Source organism: Gimesia alba (genome assembly GCF_007744675.1).
Classification (GTDB): Bacteria; Planctomycetota; Planctomycetia; order Planctomycetales; family Planctomycetaceae; genus Gimesia; species Gimesia alba.
On the sequence record NZ_CP036269.1, the window covers coordinates 3,311,806 to 3,330,327 of the forward strand.

Annotated in this window: 16 protein-coding genes; 12 read left to right on the forward strand and 4 right to left on the reverse strand. The window is 49.2% G+C overall.

The genetic code is table 11. The annotated features are described in order from the left end of the window. Positions 1 to 18: 18 nt before the first annotated feature. The 9 genes from modA to Pan241w_RS12405 all read left to right on the forward strand — a co-directional run bounded on the left by modA (position 19) and on the right by Pan241w_RS12405 (position 9,969). Positions 19 to 1,608: a molybdate ABC transporter substrate-binding protein gene (gene modA / locus Pan241w_RS12365; protein WP_198000487.1), complete on the forward strand. Its 1,590-nt coding sequence runs from the start codon at positions 19 to 21 to the stop codon at positions 1,606 to 1,608. Continuing rightward, a complete protein-coding gene (locus Pan241w_RS12370) occupies positions 1,605 to 2,549 on the forward strand; it encodes an ABC transporter permease (RefSeq protein ID WP_145215859.1) in 945 nt (314 codons plus the stop codon). Before modA ends, Pan241w_RS12370 begins: the two co-directional genes overlap by 4 nt. Before the next feature lie 62 nt (positions 2,550 to 2,611). After that, positions 2,612 to 3,319 carry an ABC transporter ATP-binding protein gene (locus tag Pan241w_RS12375; RefSeq protein ID WP_145215862.1) on the forward strand — a complete coding sequence of 236 codons (708 nt, stop codon included), beginning with the start codon at positions 2,612 to 2,614 and terminating at the stop codon, positions 3,317 to 3,319. 27 nt (positions 3,320 to 3,346) lie between these two features. After that, positions 3,347 to 3,625 carry a MoaD/ThiS family protein gene (locus Pan241w_RS12380; protein WP_145215866.1) on the forward strand — a complete coding sequence of 93 codons (279 nt, stop codon included), beginning with the start codon at positions 3,347 to 3,349 and terminating at the stop codon, positions 3,623 to 3,625. Positions 3,626 to 3,678: 53 nt separating this feature from the next. Then, positions 3,679 to 4,428, forward strand: coding sequence for a HesA/MoeB/ThiF family protein (locus Pan241w_RS12385; protein WP_145215869.1), 750 nt, complete (start codon positions 3,679 to 3,681; stop codon positions 4,426 to 4,428). A gap of 38 nt (positions 4,429 to 4,466) precedes the next feature. Next, entirely contained in the window at positions 4,467 to 5,897 is a 1,431-nt protein-coding gene (locus tag Pan241w_RS12390; RefSeq protein WP_145215872.1) for a neutral/alkaline non-lysosomal ceramidase N-terminal domain-containing protein, read from the forward strand. 248 nt (positions 5,898 to 6,145) lie between these two features. Then, entirely contained in the window at positions 6,146 to 8,296 is a 2,151-nt protein-coding gene (locus Pan241w_RS12395; protein ID WP_198000488.1) for a prenyltransferase/squalene oxidase repeat-containing protein, read from the forward strand. Between the two features lie 136 nt (positions 8,297 to 8,432). Then, positions 8,433 to 9,536, forward strand: a complete 1,104-nt coding sequence (locus tag Pan241w_RS12400; RefSeq protein ID WP_145215877.1) for an HD domain-containing protein — start codon at positions 8,433 to 8,435, stop codon at positions 9,534 to 9,536. Positions 9,537 to 9,597: 61 nt separating this feature from the next. Further along, positions 9,598 to 9,969 carry a response regulator gene (locus tag Pan241w_RS12405; protein WP_145215879.1) on the forward strand — a complete coding sequence of 124 codons (372 nt, stop codon included), beginning with the start codon at positions 9,598 to 9,600 and terminating at the stop codon, positions 9,967 to 9,969. Here the strand turns inward: Pan241w_RS12405 and Pan241w_RS12410 are convergent. Further along, complete coding sequence (locus Pan241w_RS12410; RefSeq protein ID WP_145215882.1) at positions 9,957 to 11,561, reverse strand: N-acyl-D-amino-acid deacylase family protein; 1,605 nt, start codon at positions 11,559 to 11,561, stop codon at positions 9,957 to 9,959. The genes Pan241w_RS12405 and Pan241w_RS12410 overlap by 13 nt on opposite strands. 324 nt (positions 11,562 to 11,885) lie before the next feature. Here Pan241w_RS12410 and Pan241w_RS12415 point away from each other — a divergent pair, with 324 nt between their 5' ends. Then, on the forward strand, positions 11,886 to 13,211 hold the full coding sequence (locus Pan241w_RS12415) for a Gfo/Idh/MocA family protein (protein WP_145215884.1): 1,326 nt from the start codon (positions 11,886 to 11,888) through the stop codon (positions 13,209 to 13,211). Between the two features lie 99 nt (positions 13,212 to 13,310). Here the strand turns inward: Pan241w_RS12415 and Pan241w_RS12420 are convergent, their stop codons facing one another. Then, a complete protein-coding gene (locus tag Pan241w_RS12420; RefSeq protein ID WP_145215887.1) occupies positions 13,311 to 13,586 on the reverse strand; it encodes a hypothetical protein in 276 nt (91 codons plus the stop codon). Positions 13,587 to 14,101: 515 nt separating this feature from the next. On the opposite strand from Pan241w_RS12420, the gene Pan241w_RS12425 reads away from it, so the two are divergent. Then, positions 14,102 to 15,076, forward strand: coding sequence for a hypothetical protein (locus Pan241w_RS12425; protein ID WP_232107435.1), 975 nt, complete (start codon positions 14,102 to 14,104; stop codon positions 15,074 to 15,076). A 15-nt stretch (positions 15,077 to 15,091) separates the two neighbouring features. Here Pan241w_RS12425 and Pan241w_RS12430 read toward each other — a convergent pair whose 3' ends face one another. Beyond that, positions 15,092 to 16,219, reverse strand: a complete 1,128-nt coding sequence (locus tag Pan241w_RS12430; protein WP_145215892.1) for a M20 family metallopeptidase — start codon at positions 16,217 to 16,219, stop codon at positions 15,092 to 15,094. Between the two features lie 21 nt (positions 16,220 to 16,240). Continuing rightward, the gene (locus Pan241w_RS12435) at positions 16,241 to 17,185 is read right to left on the reverse strand and encodes a dienelactone hydrolase family protein (RefSeq protein ID WP_145215896.1); all 945 of its coding nucleotides are present in this window, start codon (positions 17,183 to 17,185) and stop codon (positions 16,241 to 16,243) included. Positions 17,186 to 17,494: 309 nt separating this feature from the next. Here Pan241w_RS12435 and Pan241w_RS12440 point away from each other — a divergent pair, with 309 nt between their 5' ends. After that, positions 17,495 to 18,502, forward strand: a complete 1,008-nt coding sequence (locus tag Pan241w_RS12440; protein WP_198000489.1) for a WD40 repeat domain-containing protein — start codon at positions 17,495 to 17,497, stop codon at positions 18,500 to 18,502. Positions 18,503 to 18,522: the final 20 nt, after the last annotated feature.

The window sequence follows — 18,522 nt, forward strand, 5'->3', positions numbered from 1 at the left end:
GGGAAAATCAGCAGTGGCATGGCGTTTGTCGGAGGTTCTCTGGCAGTTCTTGTGATCATGTTGGGGGTCTTGATTTATGCTCCTCCAAAAGAGAACGCTGAGACGCCGGTCAAGACAGTTCAGAACTCTGATGACCAGCCGAGTGCGACGAATGAATCTGGGGAAGCCGAGTCTGGCTCTGCAAATCAGGAGACTGAGTCCCTGGTGATGTACTGTGCGGCCGGCATCAAACCACCGGTTGCTGAAGCAGCAGCACAGTTTGCAGCTGAAGAGTTCGGCATTCCAATTCAATTACAGTATGGCGGCTCAGGGACTCTGCTGAGTAATTTACAGGTAGCGAAAAAAGGAGACTTGTATCTGGCGGCAGATACAAGCTATATCAAAATTGCCCGCGAGAAGAATCTGGTCAAAGAAGCCGTTCCGGTAGCGCAAATGCATCCGGTTATCATGGTCAAAAAAGGGAACCCGAAGCAGATTAAATCGATAGACGACCTGATGAAAGAAGGCGTGACGGTTTCCCTGGCGAATCCCGATGCCGCCTCGATCGGAAAGCTGGCGAAAAAAGAACTGGGAAAAGCCGGGAAGTGGGATGCGCTGGCAAAATCAGCGCGGGTCTTCAAACCGACCGTTTCAGAAGTTGCCAATGATGTGCTGCTGGGGGCGGTCGATGCGGGTATTGTCTGGGATGCGACCGTCAATCAACATGCAGACAAAGTAGAGATGATTGAGGTCCCCGAATTCTCAGAGGCAATTAAAAATGTGACAGTGGGAGTTTTGAATTCTTCCGCACATCCTCAGGAAGCGTTAATGTTTGCCCGTTACCTGCAGGCTCCTGAGAAAGGTCAGAAATTGTTTGCAGCACAGGGATACCAGACGGTCAAAGGCGACACCTGGGAACCGCATCCGCAAATACTGCTCTTTAGTGGGGGGGTAAACCGACTGGCGATTCAGGATACGCTGAAAGAATTTGAAAAGCGTGAAGGCGTTTCCATTAACGTGGTATATAACGGCTGTGGAATTCTGGTCGGGCAAATCAACAGCGGGCAAAGACCGGATGCGTACTTTGCTTGTGATACATCCTATATGGTGCAGGTACAACCCAAGTTCACCCTGCCCTTAACCGTCGCTGAAACGGACATGATTATCATCGTTGAAAAAGGCAATCCTAAGAATATTAAATCCGTTTATGATCTGGCTGGCGATGATATCAAGGTGGGGATTGCCCATCATGAGCAAAGTGCATTGGGGGCTCTGACCAAAAAATTACTGGGTCCCCTGGTACAGAATGATAAAAGTCTGTACGACGCCATTCAGCCGAACGTCAAAACCAATACTCCGACGGCTGATCTGCTGGTGAATCAATTACGAACCGGTTCTCTGGATGCGGCAATTGTCTATCGAGCCAATATTTCTAAAGTCACAGATAAGCTGGATGTCGTAGAAATTAAAGAGGGACGTCCTCTGGCCGAGCAGCCGATTGCGATCTTGAAGTCGACAAAATATCCCAACCTGATGCAGCGTCTGGTCGATCAGTTAACATCGGACTCTTCTCGAGTGATTTTTGAATCGCGAGGGTTTCGCTGGCGTTTCACTCCGGAGTCGACATGACCGAGCAGAACACTGACGAACATTCCAGCAAGCTCAAATCTCGTTCTGATCTCCCCTTCTATACGATTTTCATTGCCATCAGCGCCATTTATGTGCTGCTGATTGTTGCGATGTTGTCGGCAGAGACGACATATACCACGCCCGATCATATCTGGGGCGCGTTTGCCAAGCCGGAAATTCGCTATGCGATCTGGTTGAGCCTTGTTTCCTGTGCAATTACGACGGTGTTGTCACTCTGGGTCTCGGTGCCGATCGGGTATTTAATGTCCCGTCACAATTTCTGGGGCAAAACCCTGGTGGATGCGATTCTGGATATTCCGATTGTGTTACCTCCACTGGTGATTGGCCTGTGCCTGTTGATTTTGTTCCAGGTGGAAGTGCCTCAAATTGAATGGGTGAACCATGTATTGAAGTCGGTTTCAGGAGCTCTATTTGGGAAAGAAATCTATGTCGCTCAGGGCGATTCGCTGGATGACATGATTCGCAAAATGACTGGCCTGATTTTCAGTAGGCCGATTGGCGTGACTTACGAAATTCCAAGTGTGATTCTGGCGCAATTTATGGTGGCGTGTGCCTTTGCGGTCCGGACAATGCGGGTGACCTTCGATCAGATTGGGCCCCGCTATGAGCAGGTTGCGTTGACACTGGGCTGTAATCGCGGTCAGGCTTTCTGGCGTGTGGTGTTTCCCCAGGCTTATCGCGGCTTATTAGCGGCGGGCACACTGGCCTGGGCGCGTTCTCTGGGGGAGTTTGGGCCGATTCTGGTATTTTCTGGTGCCACGCGTATGAAAACAGAGGTTCTGCCCACAACCGTGTTTTTGGAGCTGACTGTTGGTAACATAGAAGGTGCGGTTGCGGCTTCCTTGATTATGGTTGTTTCCGCATTGATTGTATTAGTCATCGCTCGAATGTTCGGGCTGACGCGCGGCGCGGCAATTTAAATTGTTGTTCTATTAAAGTGCCTCTGCATGCCAGAGAAGTCTGCTACCTGATTAGATAAGACATGATTTCAGTAAATAATCTTTGTGTACAAGTTGGTGAGTTCAGCCTGGAGGATATCAGCTTTGAAGTGCCTCAGGGGCACTATGCGGTATTAATGGGCAAGACAGGTAGTGGAAAGACGACGATTCTGGAAACGATTTGTGGTTTGAAGAAAGTGCTTTCCGGAACGATCCACCTGAACGGGAAACTGATGACGCATGCCAAACCATCTGAGCGTGAGATTGGTTATGTCCCTCAGGATGGTGTGCTGTTTCATACGATGACGGTCAGAGATAATCTGGCCTTTGCGCTGGAACTCCGAAAATGGAGCAAAAAGGCAATCAATAAACGTGTGGACGAGTTGGCCGACCTGCTGGGGATTACAGAGTTACTCGATCGGACTCCGCATGGATTAAGTGGAGGGGAAACGCAACGCGTTGCGCTGGGGCGGGCTCTGGCAGCCAAGCCTGCCTTTTTGTGTCTGGATGAGCCTTTAAGTGCATTGGACGAACATACGCGTGAAGAAATGTGTGTGCTGCTGAGTGATGTACAACGATTGACCCGCGTTACAACATTGCATATCACACATAATCTTTCAGAGTCCGATCGACTAGGAGATATCAAATTACGGATTGAAGGGGGTGCGGTTCATCAGGTCTCAACGGGCGGCACGGAGAAAATTTCGGGACAGCCGAATCAGGTAAGTCAGACAACAAAATCAACCCCGTGAAATCTGCGAAAAGGAAAGCGGAATCAAATGAAGATTGTAGTGGAGTATTCGGCACAGGTTAAAAAAGCCGCCGGTGTGGGAAAAGAAGAATTCGAGGTTAATGAGGGGAGCTCTCTGCAGGAACTTGTCAAACAAGTGGCAGAAAATCATGCAGCTTCTTTAAAATCAATTCTGTTCCCGAATTCAGACGAGTTACACCCGTCGATCCTGTTGTTTGTCTCCAATCAGCAGGTGTTGTGGGAGGAACCGTTTACTTTAGAACCGCATCATGTCGTGACGATTCTCTCGCCGATTTCCGGCGGATGATTTCCTTTTTTAATACATCGGCAATGAAAATTTAGTGAGAGACAGGAGTCGTGATGTCTGGTTTCGCTCCCCTGACAGATGAAGAACGAGCAGTTTATGAATGGCAGATCTGGGTACCGGAGTTTGGTGAAGCCGGCCAGGAGAAATTGAAAAATGCGTCGGTGCTGGTCTCGCGTTGCGGGGGGCTGGGCAGCGTGGTGGCCTATGAACTGGCAGCGGCAGGAATTGGCAAACTGGTGATTGCTCATGCAGGAAATGTCAAACCGAGTGATTTAAATCGCCAGTTATTGATGACGCATGACTGGTTAGGTAAGCCGCGTGTGGAATCGGCAGAACGTCGTCTGAAAGAGTTGAATCCCCGCCTGGAAATTGTCGCCGTTCCCGAAAATCTGAATGAAGAAAACGCGGAACAGCTTGTGAATCAGGTCGATTTAATTGTTGATTGTGCCCCGCTCTTCCCTGAACGCTATGCGATGAATCGTCAATCGGTATTACAGAATAAGCCGTTAATTGAGTGTGCCATGTATGACCTGGAAGCACAGATTACAACATTCATACCCGGTCAAACGGGCTGTTTGTCCTGTCTGTTTCCTAATGATCCGCCCGCCTGGAAACGTGAGTTTCCCGTGTTTGGCGCTGTGTCAGGAACTGTCGGCTGTATCGCGGCGATGGAGGCGATCAAGGTTCTGTCCGGATTGGGAGAGCCGCTGACAAATCAGTTGTTGATGTTTGATTTGCGGGACATGACATTTCGGCGAAATACAATTCAACGCCGGACAAACTGCCCCGTTTGTGGGACATAGAAGAAGATGCGTTTGATTTAATTAATAGGAGAGATCACATGAAAATTCAGAACCGTCCGTATCTGTTGATTATTGTTCTTTTGACATGGATCTCTGCTGGTAACGACAGCCGCGTGTTGTCTGCCGAGGTGACGAGGCAGTCTGAATGGCGCGCCGCGGCGGGTTCGGTTGTCATCACTCCGGAAAAGTCGATGTGGATGTCAGGCTACGCAGCACGCACGAAGCCTTCGGAAGGGAAGGTTCACGATCTGTTTGCGAAAGTGTTAATCATTGAGGATGCGAAAGGGCAAAAGATCGTTCTGATTACGACGGACTTAATCGGAATTACGCCGGCACTCCGCGATCCAATTGCTGCTCGTCTGGAATCAGAGTATCAGATTCCTTCCGCAGCACTGTTGATGAATGCCTCGCATACACACTGTGGTCCCGAGTTGAGGGAAAAGAAGGCATCCCGTCGCGGACTGGGAGGAGATCGTGGGGCTGAGGCGCGCGAGTACACTCAGTCACTGGTCAAAAAAATAGTGAAGCACGTCGGCGAAACATTGCCTCGGCTGGAGCCGGTGACGTTAAAATATTCTTATGGTCGGGCCGGGTTCGCGATGAATCGGCGTTTGCCGACTCCGAAGGGCGTCATTAATAGTCCACATCCCGAAGGTCCAGTAGATCAGCGGGTACCAGTGTTGAGTGTGGCGCGTCCTGATGGTTCTGTGATGGCAGCGCTCTTCGGATATGCCTGTCATAATACCACGCTTAGCTTTTATCAGTTTTGCGGTGACTACGCCGGATTTGCGCAGGAATATCTGGAAGCCGATCATCCGGGAATGGTGGCGTTATTTATGATGGGGTGCGGCGGCGATCAAAACCCGTATCCCCGTCGGACATTGGATCTGGCAAAACAACATGGGCGTGCTCTGGCTAACGCGGTGGAAACTGCTCTGTCTGTCAAGCAGTCTCGCTTGATTCATGGTCCTCTTGGAATCGCGATGGATGATGTTGAGTTGGAGTTTGCCACACCCCCTTCCCGTGAGGAATTGCTCAAATCCCAAGAGACGGGAAACAAGTATGAGAAAAGTCATGCGACACGGCTGTTAGCACAACTGAAAGAACGAGGGGGAATACAAACGACATATGCCTTCCCTTTACAGGTAATCCAGTTTGGAAATGATCTGACATTGGTTGCGATTTGCGGCGAGACGGTCGTTGATTACTCGTTACGTCTGCAATCAGAGCTAAAATCGGGTTTTGGTGTTGCTGAAAGTGTAGAACCGATTGTCTGGGTCGCCGGTTATTCCAACCATGTATTTGGATATCTGCCTAGCCTGCGGGTGTTGAAAGAAGGTGGATACGAGGGAGCCCGAGCGATGATTTATTCTTCTTATCCGGGACCGTTTACTGATTCCGTAGAAAACCGAGTCACATCGAAAATACATCATCTCACCGAACAGGCCCGTCAGGCTGTGAAGAAGTGAGATAAGCATTCCTGAATCAGGTCTGGCCTGCATAACAAGCCCGATTTGTCACGTATTTTCTCTATTTTGGTGGAAGTTTGTATTTTAAGTTCTCTTTTCTAACCCATATATTTAGAATAGGTTAATACGAAATCAAGATATTGAGATCTGTTAAGATCAAACCATTTTTCTCTCGGAGTAGACAAGTGATGCGCCAGCACCTTTTCAAAAGTATAACATTCGCACTGGTTAGTGTGTTATCGACGGTTATGTTTACCTCTGTTGTACAGGCCCAGACAGATCAGGAAGTGACAGAGTCCCGTTTGAAGGGGGTCGAATTTCTCAAGTCGCAGCAGAAAGAAGATGGAAGTTGGGAGTACGAAGGACATCCTGTCGGCATTACGGCACTCTGCACGATGGCGTTGCTTGAAAACGGAATCCCAGTGAATGATCCTGTGATTCGGAAAGGCCGCGAGTTTGTCCTGAAAGAGTCAGATAAGTTGAAGTCCACATACGATCTAGCGCTGGCGATCTTATTACTCTCGCGGGTGGGAGACCGGGAGGACAAAGTTCAGATTCGAAGGTTTGCTGCACGCTTGATTGCCGGACAGACCACAACCGGTGGCTGGACTTATTCTTGTCCCCTGGCGTCTGCCAGTTCATTGAATAATCCGCGAGCCCGACCCAAATTAGGGACTTCTCCAGGAGATAACAGCTGTACGCAGTTTGCTGTGCTCGGCTTATGGACTGCATCCCGCTCCAATATCAATATTGATAATTCGATGATTGGTGTGGCCCGACGATTTGTTGAGACACAAAACGAAGATGGTGGCTGGCCTTACGCCATGCCCAAGGATGATAAGGCAGAGCCTTCACGAAATTCCATGACATTGGCGGGCCTGTTTTGTCTGACAGTTGCCCGTGCGGCGAAAATCCGGTCGTTACAGGAAGAACAGGAAAAAGAGGGTGAATCCAGAGCATCAGATCAAAAAGAGGGTGAGACACTAGTGTCCGATCCGATTTTTGCCAAAGGCCTTGAAATGGCGGGGAAATATGCAGCAGGAATCAATGCATCCTCTGCTCGTTATTTTCTCTGGTCTACGGAACGCGTGGGGGTCTTGCTGGGGCTGGAAAAACTGGGGGACACCGACTGGTTTTCCAGAGGCGCCAGTGCGTTGATCAAAACTCAGAAAGAAGATGGGAGCTGGGAGAATTCGAGAGGAAAACTGGCTGATACTTCGTTTGCGATCCTTTTTCTGCGGAAGGCCAATCTGGGAAGTGATATTTCTCGGATGTTGAACGGCGAGCCGGAAAAGAAATTTCAGATTTATACTCAGGCAAAGAAACCGGAATTTGAGAAACTGGAAGACGCTGTGACTGCAGCGAAAGCGGGAGACTTGATTCGCGTCAACGGCGATGGCCCTTTCCGAATTCCGCATGTTGAAATTGATAAAGATTTAACGATCGAAGCAGGCTTTGGTTATTCCCCGGTCTTTGTGTATACCAGAGGACGCAATAAACTGGGATTACGAGCCCGTCCGGAACGAGATCCGAATGTGCGACACATCTTACGCGTTTCAAAGGGGACGCTGGCACTGGAAGGAATCGCGTTTGAATTCGATCCACCAGAAGTTGGTAAAGAGATTCCCTGGGCGGCAATTGTCGTGAATGGTGGAAATCTAAAAATGCTGAACTGCACTATCTCAGAGCAGAATGATAAAGGTATGGCCGCCATTCAGTTTCTAAAGCCAACTGATTCTTCCATTACGAACTGCTTTTTCGTCGGCGGACGGGCTGCGATTGAAATTGAAGGAACCGGGAAACAGACTGTGCTGGTGGATGGTTCCGTATTATTCTCGCGAAAAATATTTTCTATTCTCAAGAGTTCCGGTGCATCGGCAGGTGGAGATATCAATCTGAACATTTCGCATAGCACGATTCAGGGTGAGGATGTCTTTGACTTCGAACGCTTTGTCAAAAACATCCATGTGAAGAGCGACCATACCGCCTATAAAGTTGATAACCTGGGATTATCGATGTTGTCTTTGAAGTCTTCAAAAGAAAATCGTTCTTTTGAAGGTGATGGAAATGTTTATGATGTCGATAAATGGCTGGGGATGAGCGGTAAAGCAGATCCTGGTGTGACCGATATTAAAAGCTGGAGTCGATTCTGGGGTAATACGGATGACGACTCTTTAGAGGAAACGATTTCGTTCGTGCAGCGCCGTCCCAATAATTCCTTTAATCATCGGTATAAACCTGAGGATTGGGAATTGTCTGAAGATTCCAAGGTTGCTGCGCGGCAGTATGATCTGGGAGTCAAGTCATTCAATGTGGGAGCCGGTCTGGGATTCAGCCGATTTCGCAGCAGTATTCTGTATAACGAATGGAAACAGAAACAGGTGGCCGAAGCCAAGTGATCCGCTTTCCATCAGGTCGGAATTGATTTTTTGTTCGATTCCGCTAGAATTCCAGTGCGTCTGGCTTTCAGGGGCGTCCCTGAAAGCTTTCTTTTCTATCTTCGCTTCGACGGTGAGAAAGTTCACCGCTATTTGAATGAACGCCAGTAAATTGCGCCGCCAGATTATATTCGAGGCGGCACGACTGATGTATTCCCGGCAAGAGACCGAATATTATCGAGCTAAAATGAAGGCCGCCCGCAAAGTCTGCCAGGGGTGGGTAAAGCCGGCCGACCTCCCCAGTAATCGTGAAATTCGCGACGAAATCCAACGCTTCGCCTGCACATTCGAAGGAGATGCACGCACTGAGAATCTGCTTTCGATGCGCCTGCAGGCACTCCGTTTTTTACGGTTATTTGCCCCCTTTCACCCCAAGCTGATTGGCAGCACGCTGACCGGCCATATTCGCAAGGGGTCGGATATTGACATTCATGTCTTCTCACATAGCTGTGAAGCGGTGACTGCGCGACTGGATGACGAAGGGATTCCCTATCGTGTCGAGCATAAGAACGTGAGAAAACATGGTGAAGAACGCATTTTTACCCACATCCATGTGCAGGATGAATATCCTGTTGAATTGACTGTTTATTCGACAGAAAAATCGAGTTATGGATTTAAATGTTCGATTACCGGGAAACAGATTGAACGGGCGACCCTGCCGGAATTCGAACAGCTTCTGCAGAAAGAATACCCGGGCATTGATCTGGATCAGCGACTGGCAGAGATAGAGCAAAGCATGGATCGATTTCAGATTTATCGTATATTGCTGTTACCATTGGCCGGGGTCAAGCAATCACGAAAGTATCATCCCGAAGGGGACGCCTTGTATCACAGTCTCCAGGTTTATGATCTGGCCTGTGATGAACTGCCGTACGATGAGGAATTTCAACTGGCGGCTCTGTTACATGATGTCGGAAAAGCCATCGATCCCAAAGATCATGTCGAAGCAGGCTTGCAGGCTTTGGAAGGTTTGATTACAGAGAGAACAGCCTGGTTGATTCGACATCACATGGATGCCCATGCCATCAAAGACGGAAGGATTGGGGCACGTGCCCGGCGGCGGCTGATGGCGAATGAAAATTTTGAAGACCTGTTGCTGCTGGAAGAATGTGATCAGGCCGGTCGAGAGCCCGGCGTTGAAGTGCCTGACGTCGACGATGCACTGGAAGCGGTTCGTGAGCTGGCCCGGCTTTGTGACTGAAACAGAGCACGATTGAATTATTAAATACTAATATAATGATATCTCTGAGAGGATTACCTTGATGGCGAAGCGTGTACTGAGTGTGGGACAATGTATGCCGGATGCAAATGCGATCGCTCGTTTTCTGACGACCCACTTCGATGTAGCGATTGAAGAATCCGACCTTGAATTCGATACGATGGAAAAACTTAAACAGCAGTCTTACGACCTGGTGATGATCAATCGGAAACTGGATGCTGACTACAGTGATGGGATTGAGCTGATACAGAAGATCAAACAATCCTCTGATGTGAAACCGTGCCGCCTGATGCTGGTTTCCAATTATCCGGAGTACCAGGAACAAGCGGTTCAGGCCGGCGCAGAATACGGCATCGGGAAAAACGAATATCGGAACCCGGAGACCGTGACGCGATTAGCGCCTTATCTGGGCTGATAACGGACGTAGCGACCGGGGAGTTTTTCCGAATTGATTTCAAGGGGCTGGTTATTGTGCACGATCGGTACGCCGTTCGACAGTACGTATTCAATGCCGGTCGAGAATTGTTGTGGATTGTCGTAGGTTGCGTTGTCTTGCACGGTTTCTGGATCAAACACCACAACGTCAGCAAAGTAACCTTCTTTTAACTGACTACGTTTGCCGAGTCCGAACCGTTGGGCAGCTGATCCGGACAGTTTAAAAACGGCATCTTCCAGTGAGAAGAGTTGGTGATCTCTGACACACGGGCCAAGCAGGCGTGCCGCCGAGCCGAACTGCCGCGGATGGATCATGCCCCCCTCCATATAAATGCCGTCGGTGCCCATCATATACAGGTCATGTTTCAGAACGGGATCGACCAGACGATCATCGCCCATATTGAATACGAGCAGCACGGCCATCTGTTCTTCGATGAGCAGATTGATTAAGGCTTCTTCTTTGGGGAGGCCGCTCTCTTCGACATACTGGCTCAGTGACTTGCCTTGGTGATGTTTGTTTTTCTCCGTAAGAACCCAGGCGATCTGAATTGCCGAGATATTCAGCAGATAGTTTTCCAGGCCGTACTTGAAACGCTGCTGCATTTCCGGTTGTTTTAATTTTTCGATAGCTTTGCGGGGGCCATCTTCAAACACTTCGTAAGGCAGAAGGAAGTGCAGCATGGTCGAGCCGGGCTGGTAGGGATAGACGTCGAACGAGATATCGACTTCGTGGCGTGCGATTTGATCAATATATTCCAGGGCTTCCTCAGCCTGACCCGGGTGCTGGCCTTTCATGTGTGAAATGTGTACTTTGACCCCTGCCCGTTTGCCGATTTCGACCAACTCCTTGATCGCAGGCATTAAGGTTTTTTTATAGCGAATGTGGGAAACATACAGGCCGTCGTACTCTGCCATTGCCTGGCAGGCTTCCACGAGTTCATCCGTTGTCGAGAAACATTGCGCGACATAATCGAGGCCGGTGGAAATCCCCACTGCTCCTGCTTCCATTCCTTTATGGACTTCGCTGCAGATCTGTTTCATCTGGAAATCATCGACGCGCTGGCGGCTGAAACCACAGTTCATCGCACGCAGATTGGCATACGGAATGTGTGTCATCACATTCTGCACATTCCTGCCGTCGATGAGATTCATATAGTCTTCCAGAGATTCCCAGCCCGTATATTCTTCAGGATAGAGCCCGTCCAGTGACAGCAGGTAATGGATCCAGTCTTGTGCGGTGCAGCGATCGACGGGCGCGTAGGAGATCCCGTCTGCCATGATCACTTCGGTGGTAAAGCCCTGAGATGTTTTCGAGATAAAGTTGGGCGTATTCAGCAGCCAGCTGTCAGAGTGGTTGTGTACATCAACAAAGCCGGGGCAGACGATTTTACCTTGAGCATCAATCGTCTGCGATCCGGTGGCATTCTGCAGATCTCCCAATGCTGTGACTTGATCCCCTTTAATGCCGACGTCCGCTCGATATCGGGGAGCACCGGTGCCATCAATGACAGTACCGCCTTGAATCAGGACATCAAAATCAGGGTTTTGAGGGGAAGAATCGTTGGTGTTCATGGATCACGTCAATTTCAGTATGAGGAGTGACACGGGGAGAGAACGCGGGATTTCCAGTTTACTTTGACATTTTCCGGGCTGGGAGAAAAGCCTCTTTAGAAAATATTTTAAAATAATTAAGACCTCGCCCGAAGAAAGGGGCACCGTCCCGATTTACTGATCATTCCCATTTCCGGCCTAATTCTGTTTTCTTTCGTTCAGGCAGTAACTACAATAAATAGAACTTTCCTGATGTAAGTTTCGTAAAAGTTAAGAAACGTTTTAACCGACTAAAGTAAAATGACGTAAGAAGATTACTTTAGAACATTCAAACAGGAGCACTTCATGAGTCAACGTTCAACTCGCCGCGAGTTCATTAAGCAATCATCGGCATTAGGCGCAGCCTTCTGGGTGGGTGGTCAAAGTCTGCTGGCAGCAGAAAAATCTCCCATGGAAAAGCTGAATTTCGCTTCCATTGGTGTGGGGGGAAAAGGTTCCAGCGACTCAGCGAGTGCCGCTAAGCATGGTAATCTGATTGCCATTTGTGATATCGACGACAAACGCCTGATGAAAGCGGCCGCCCGTTATCCCAAAGCGAAAAAGTTTAATGATTATCGCGAAATGCTCACGGAAATGGACGGAAAGATTGACGCCGTCACTGTGAGTACTCCCGACCACTCGCATGCTCCTGCCAGTGTGATGGCGATGAAAAAAGGAAAGCACTGTTTTACACAGAAGCCTTTGACCTGGTCTGTGAGTGAAGCACGCGTGATGCGTGAAACTGCCAACGAGCACGGTGTCGCCACCCAGATGGGAAATCAGGGAACCGCCAAAAATGGGTTCCGTGAAGCCGTTGAAGTGATCCGTTCCGGAGTTCTGGGGAATGTTCGCGAAGCCCACGTCTGGACGAACCGCCCTGTCTGGGGAAAAGGCGTCGATCGTCCACCTGAAGGCGAGCCAGTTCCCAAGCACATCCACTGGGATCTGTTCCTGGGACCTGCTCCTTATCGTGAATTCAGTACGCTGTATCATCCATTTGAATGGCGTGGCTGGCTCGATTTTGGAACCGGTGCCCTGGGGGACATGGCCTGTCACACGATGAACATGCACGTGATGGCCCTTGATCTGTATGATCCGGAATCGATCGTAGCAGAACAGAAAGGGATGATTGAAAACGAGACTTATCCCAAGTCGACCACGATTACGTATCAGTTCGGCGAACGTGGTGAAGGTAAAAAACTTTGCCCGCTGAAATTGACCTGGTACGATGGTGGTAATAAGCCACCTGAAGAACTGTTGATGGGCGAAAAAATGAAGTCCAGCGGCGTGGTTCTGGTTGGTGATGAAGGAAATCTTTACACCCCCGATGACTACGGTGCAGAATACGTTCTGCTGCCTCGGGACAAATTTAGTGACTTCAAAAAGCCTGAGCAAAGCTTACCTCGCTCACCTGGCCACTTTGAAGAGTTCGTGGTTGCCTGTAAAGGCGGCGATCCTGCGATGTCCAACTTCAATTACGCCAGCCGCCTGACGGAAACTACATTACTCGGTAATGTGGCCATTCGTGCCGGCAAGAAGCTGGAATGGAATCCCAAGAAAATGGAATTCACGAACGCTCCTGAAGCTAATAAGTTTCTGAGCCGTGATTACCGTGATGGCTGGTCTCTCTAAGTCAGTATCACTGGTTGAAAATGATGTATCTCATCCCCGCAGAGTGAATGCTCTGCGGGGTTTTTGCTTTTTACAGGCTATTTTTTTGTTTGGTCTGTGCTAACGAATAATATCGTCCAGCGAAGAGAGCGAGACGACTTCCGTTCGGGAAACCAGAATTCGTTTTCGATTGGCGGCAACGCCGTGCATGCCCATTTCGTGGACGTATAACTCGCGGGTTGTCGTTGTGTCTCGCAGGTCATGGACGTCTGCATCTTCGAGAACCAGATAATGCTGGTCTTGCCCGATTAAGGTACCGGCGATGACGTACAGGCTGGATAGATCGACTACGATCGTCTTGCCGATGAGTTCGTCAAAATAGGGGGCATCACTCATGAAGGAATCCGCGATCAAAGGTGAATTGAATTCAGGACAGTCGCACTCCGGAAAATCCAAGCCTATTCTGACCTGTTTTCACTAGAAAGCAACCGAAGCCAGGCCGACCTTACCAGGTGCCCGGTGGAAACCCGGGTTGACCCAAATTGATAAATCGAATATGAGACAAGCCTCAAACTTTCCTCTCTGTGCCTCTCCGCGTTTCTAGCTCTAATAAAACATTATAAGTTACGATGAAATATTTACTTAGGTGAGTCTCATGCCGTACGGCTGAGGCTGCCGTATTCCTGTTTTTTCACATCAGTCAGCGATTTCCAATGATGAATTATCTCTCTGCAATCAGATTCTCTCTTCTGGTGAAGCCGTTCTCCTCTTGCCTGATCTTACTTAGCCTGATGATTCCTGCTTTGCTTTCTGCTCAGGAGACAACTCAAACAAGCAAATCCTCTGTGCTATTGATGACAACCGGCAGAATCCTTTCTGGAGAGATTGGCGAAAGCGCGGGGGGCTATTTTGTGAAAAACCCGGCTGGCAATATCCTGGTACCTTACGACAGTGTGCTGTTCGAAGCCAAGGACCTGCATGAGATATATGTCAAACAGCGGAATTCCATGAAATTTCCGACTGCGAACTCCCACATCGAACTGGCACGCTGGTGTGTTACAAATCAGTTGTACGATGAAGCCAAAACGGAATTAAGAGATGCAATCCGCTTAGAACCCAAGCGGACAGAACCACAGCTGATGCTGCGACGATTAACACAACCTTCTGCCAATAATCAGCTCACGGTCGAAGAAAAAATCAAAGAGGCGATTCTGAAGAAACAGTTGTCGCAGTCTGAAGAGGCGACATCTTTAACGGGAATCTCACGCGAGCAATCGGCGATTTTTGTGAGAAAAATTCAACCAATTCTCTTGAATAAATGTGGTAACGCAAACTGCCACGGGAGTGCTGCGAAATCGGAATTTCGTTTGACCCAGGTGAGTCGCCGTTATGGAAATCATCGGATTTATGCAGAGAAAAATCTGGCCGAGGTCATGAAATGGATTGATCTGGACGAAGTGGCGCGGAGCCAGTTACTCGTCAAGCCAGAACAGGAACATCCACAGCAGGGAATGGTGGTATTTTCCGGATATGCCGGTCGAAAGCAGAGGCAGCTGATCCAAAAGTGGGTCGGTGAAGTGGTAGCCGATCGTTTGAAGCAGGATCAACTTCGCGCAGACCGTTTGACGCGTCGTGCACAACGCCGCAAGGGACAGGCAAGAGAAAATCTGTTGGAGCAGGCGGCTGCGATCCAGTCAAAGAGTGACGTACAGCAGGCTGCGATGGAAGTTGATCCCGTTCTTCTGAAAGGCGACATTTCTCTGATCAGCGGTTTTGAACCGAAAAAATTGTCAGACCAACAGATCAATGAACTGGTAAAAGAGAAGCCAACTGATCCCTTCGATCCGGCTTTGTTTAATAGTGCTTTGCCCCCGGAAAAGCCATAAGGAAATTCGGGTGTCTTAACAGCACCAGTTTTCAATCAGTTGAGCAAACTTCTCGGTCCCCCGCTCCAGTTGTTCGAGTTCGATGAATTCATCGTGCGTATGCGCCTGTCCGATATCACCGGGGCCGAATACCACCATATTTTTCATCTCAGTGAACTGGCTGCCGTCCGTCCCGTAAGAAACTGTTTTAGCCTGTTCCTTACCGGCAATCTGCAGGACTTCTTTGACAAAGGGGGAACCCGGTTCGGTATAGACCGGCTGACCACCGCACTTGAACTGAAATTCAATGCCGCATTTTTCAGCGGCTTCGCGGGCGCGTGAGACCAGTTCTTCGGGATCTTGTCCCGGCATGGGGCGGAAGTAGACGGTGCAGATGCTTTGAGGGGGTGTAATGTTGACGGCATTGGTCCGGTCATTGATGCCGATGTTCCAGCCATTGGTGGGAGGATCAAATTCGGCATTCTGCCAGCGGGGATCGGTCATGCATTCCTCGTACAGTTTTTTCATTTCGACGAGGAACGGAATCATGGCGAGGTTCGCATTAATGCCGGTGCTCAAGCTGGAATGGGCGGCCCGACCGTGTGAGATGGCTTGGAAGCCGTAGGTCCCTTTGTGGGCATAGACCACGTTCAGCATTGTTGGCTCGCCGATAATACCATGCGCTTCGCCATCTATCATTTCGCGGTACATGCTCGATTTTTCAGCGACGTTCCGGGCACCGTGATATCCGACTTCTTCATCGGCGGTACAGGTGATGTAGAGTGGATGCTTCAAGTCACGATCGACATACTGTTTGGCAGCAGCCAGCATGCAGGCGATCGAACCTTTCATATCACAACTGCCGCGTCCATAAAGCTTGTCGTCTTTCAGCGTGGGGGTGAAAGGACCGAATTCGTCTGTGAACCAGGGATCGGCGGGCACGACGTCGGTGTGTGCGAAATAGGCCATCCCCCCCGGCCCTTGCCCGCGGCGTCCGATGATATTGGCTTTGCGAACACCTTTGGCATCGTCGTATTCCAGTCGTTCGATTTCAAATCCCAGGCTTTTCAAAGCCGCTTCGACATAATCGCTGACTGCCAGATTGGAAAGGTTACTGGTAGACTCAAACGCCACAAGTTCCTTTGTATAATTAAGTGCATCCATGAGAGAATTCCGAGTTCCTATTTATGATTGTTGAGGCTTTAAATGGCGCTGGAAGTGGGATAAGGTTTTGTCCCACATGATGGGAGAAAGGACATGTCCTGACCCCTCTTCAATATAATAAGTGAAATTCTTTTCTGCATGCTTGGCGGCGTAGTTGTTTGCAATTATTTTGACACCATTCCGCACTTCGTCGATCGGGCTGCCTCCGTCCAGTTCTCCGAAATTCAGATGCAACGGTCGCGGTGCAATCAAAGCGGCGATATCGGGTGTGTCTCCGTATTCATAAATTCCCGGAATAAAATTGGGAAAACAGTGCAGCATGTGTTCGCGATGAATGCCTTTGTAAGTCGGCAGACAGCAGTTTCCGACCAGGCATTTGATGCGTGGTTCCCACGGGCCGACCAGCCAGGTGTGGGTGGAACCCATCGAATGACCATAGCAGCCGATGTTCTCGTCGATGACTTCGGGGCGGCTCTGCAGAAAATCGATGGCCCGTTTCATGTCCAGTATATTTTTCCAGGCCATACATTTTCCGGTGACGACATACCGCAGAAATTCAAACCGCTCAAATTTTCCGGCTTTCAGTTTTTCGGTCGGATCCTGGCGCTCTTCAAAACAGAGCGCATCGGGACAGAGCACCACGAACCCCTCTTTCGCGAGGGCGGCCCCGGTGTGATGCATCGGATTGCCGGCCAGCCCCGCCGGTTCGCTTTTGCCCAGATGATACTGCCCGGCATGTTGATGCCAGACCGCGACTGCCGGAGCAGGATGCGCGGGCGAAACCATATCGGGAATCAGCAGCATCGCGGGAATCGCATCGCCGGGCTCAGCTTCATAAGTCAGCGATTCAATCCGGTAACCATCCTTCTGGATTGTCTCACGGTGTTTGACATTCAGCGCCGGCGGCTCAGGCCATTCACCGCCTAGACCTTGTAACAGCTTCTTTTGAAAATCAGCGGGGGGCATGAACAGTGCTCCAGTCATAAGGGAGAATCGATTCTGATGGAATGCTTTCTTTTATAACCTCTTGGGGTCCAGCAATAAAGCAAAGAAGTGTGAATAAAAGATTCGATCCAAGTCCTTTTCATTTATCTGCTTGTTTGAGATTTTTTTTGAGAATTCAATTTGTATGCCTGGTTTCAACCTTTTTAAAATTGATGTTAAGTGTTTCCAGGATTCTCATGATCCATGAGGAGTACTACTTTCAAGGGATGTATCAGAATGTTGAAACTCCACTTACAAGTCGCGTTGTGGCTGACTGTCAGCATTGCCCGGGTGTTTGCTGATGATCAGGCGGGTTTATGTCGTGTGCATGATGGCCATGCGAAGTGCCTGGTGATTCCCGCAGATCCAAATGCTAATAATAACATAATCAGTGATTTAGCCTTCTCACCTGACGGAAAGATGTTAGCAGTTGCCTATGGCAGGTTTCGTGGTTTACTTCAGGATCCTGATCCGGGCCAGTCGATTGTATGGGATGTCTCAAATGGAAAACAGCTTGTAACCTTCAATAGCTATCAGGATGGTGTCAGTAGTGTAGACTTTTCTGGAGATGGTAAATTGCTGGCCACAGGTAGCTATGATGGGACTGTTCAAATATGGCGTGTTTCTGACTGGTCGCGTCAAGTAAATATAAAAGTCATTCAGGGGCCTGTCAGAGCGTTGCACTTTTCGCCTGATGGTTCTGTTCTTGCTGTCGGAGTATTACAGGGGAATGAAGAAAGCAAGCAGTCCTTAATCAGTCTCTATCGAGTGACTACAGGTCAAAAAGTTACGGGTTTGAAGGGGCATACTGATTCGGTAATGTGCGTGCAATATTCTCCAGACGGTCAATTGCTGGTGAGTGCGGGAATGGACAGGACAGTGCGACTCTGGGATATCGAGGCTGGAACCAATCGAATTCTCACCCAGCAGGATCAAATGCTAATTCTCTCAGTTGGTTTCTCACATGATGGTCACCTGGTTGCCGCCGGGGGTGGTCTCTTTGGAATTCGAAAATGGCAGTTCCAAGTCTGGAATACAAAAACAGGAAAATTGAAGTTGCAGCAAAACGGTTCAGGAGAACCACTCGATTCTGTAATCTTCTCGCCCGATAACCACTGGCTGGGGACTGCTTCACGGGGAGGAAAAGCGAAATTGTTGAAACTGTCTACAAAACAGACTATCGATCTTTCACAGCCTGGAAATAAAATGGCTATTACTCCAGATGGAAAGTTGATCGCCTTGACAGAAAAAAATAAGATTACACTTTCGGTTTTCGAAAAACTGATCGAGAAAAAATAACAGAAGCGACACGATTCAAT

Excerpts from the sequence above, each read along its gene's own strand:
- Pan241w_RS12390 (WP_145215872.1), top strand. The coding sequence starts at position 4,467 with ATGAAAATTCAGAACCGTCCGTATCTGTTGATTATTGTTCTTTTGACA.
- Pan241w_RS12435 (WP_145215896.1), bottom strand. The coding sequence starts at position 17,185 with ATGCCCCCCGCTGATTTTCAAAAGAAGCTGTTACAAGGTCTAGGCGGT.
- Pan241w_RS12375 (WP_145215862.1), top strand. The coding sequence starts at position 2,612 with ATGATTTCAGTAAATAATCTTTGTGTACAAGTTGGTGAGTTCAGCCTG.
- Pan241w_RS12400 (WP_145215877.1), top strand. The coding sequence starts at position 8,433 with ATGAACGCCAGTAAATTGCGCCGCCAGATTATATTCGAGGCGGCACGA.
- Pan241w_RS12420 (WP_145215887.1), bottom strand. The coding sequence starts at position 13,586 with ATGAGTGATGCCCCCTATTTTGACGAACTCATCGGCAAGACGATCGTA.
- Pan241w_RS12405 (WP_145215879.1), top strand. The coding sequence starts at position 9,598 with ATGGCGAAGCGTGTACTGAGTGTGGGACAATGTATGCCGGATGCAAAT.
- Pan241w_RS12415 (WP_145215884.1), top strand. The coding sequence starts at position 11,886 with ATGAGTCAACGTTCAACTCGCCGCGAGTTCATTAAGCAATCATCGGCA.
- modA (WP_198000487.1), top strand. The coding sequence starts at position 19 with ATGGCGTTTGTCGGAGGTTCTCTGGCAGTTCTTGTGATCATGTTGGGG.
- Pan241w_RS12410 (WP_145215882.1), bottom strand. The coding sequence starts at position 11,561 with ATGAACACCAACGATTCTTCCCCTCAAAACCCTGATTTTGATGTCCTG.
- Pan241w_RS12380 (WP_145215866.1), top strand. The coding sequence starts at position 3,347 with ATGAAGATTGTAGTGGAGTATTCGGCACAGGTTAAAAAAGCCGCCGGT.
- Pan241w_RS12370 (WP_145215859.1), top strand. The coding sequence starts at position 1,605 with ATGACCGAGCAGAACACTGACGAACATTCCAGCAAGCTCAAATCTCGT.
- Pan241w_RS12395 (WP_198000488.1), top strand. The coding sequence starts at position 6,146 with ATGTTTACCTCTGTTGTACAGGCCCAGACAGATCAGGAAGTGACAGAG.
- Pan241w_RS12385 (WP_145215869.1), top strand. The coding sequence starts at position 3,679 with ATGTCTGGTTTCGCTCCCCTGACAGATGAAGAACGAGCAGTTTATGAA.
- Pan241w_RS12430 (WP_145215892.1), bottom strand. The coding sequence starts at position 16,219 with ATGGATGCACTTAATTATACAAAGGAACTTGTGGCGTTTGAGTCTACC.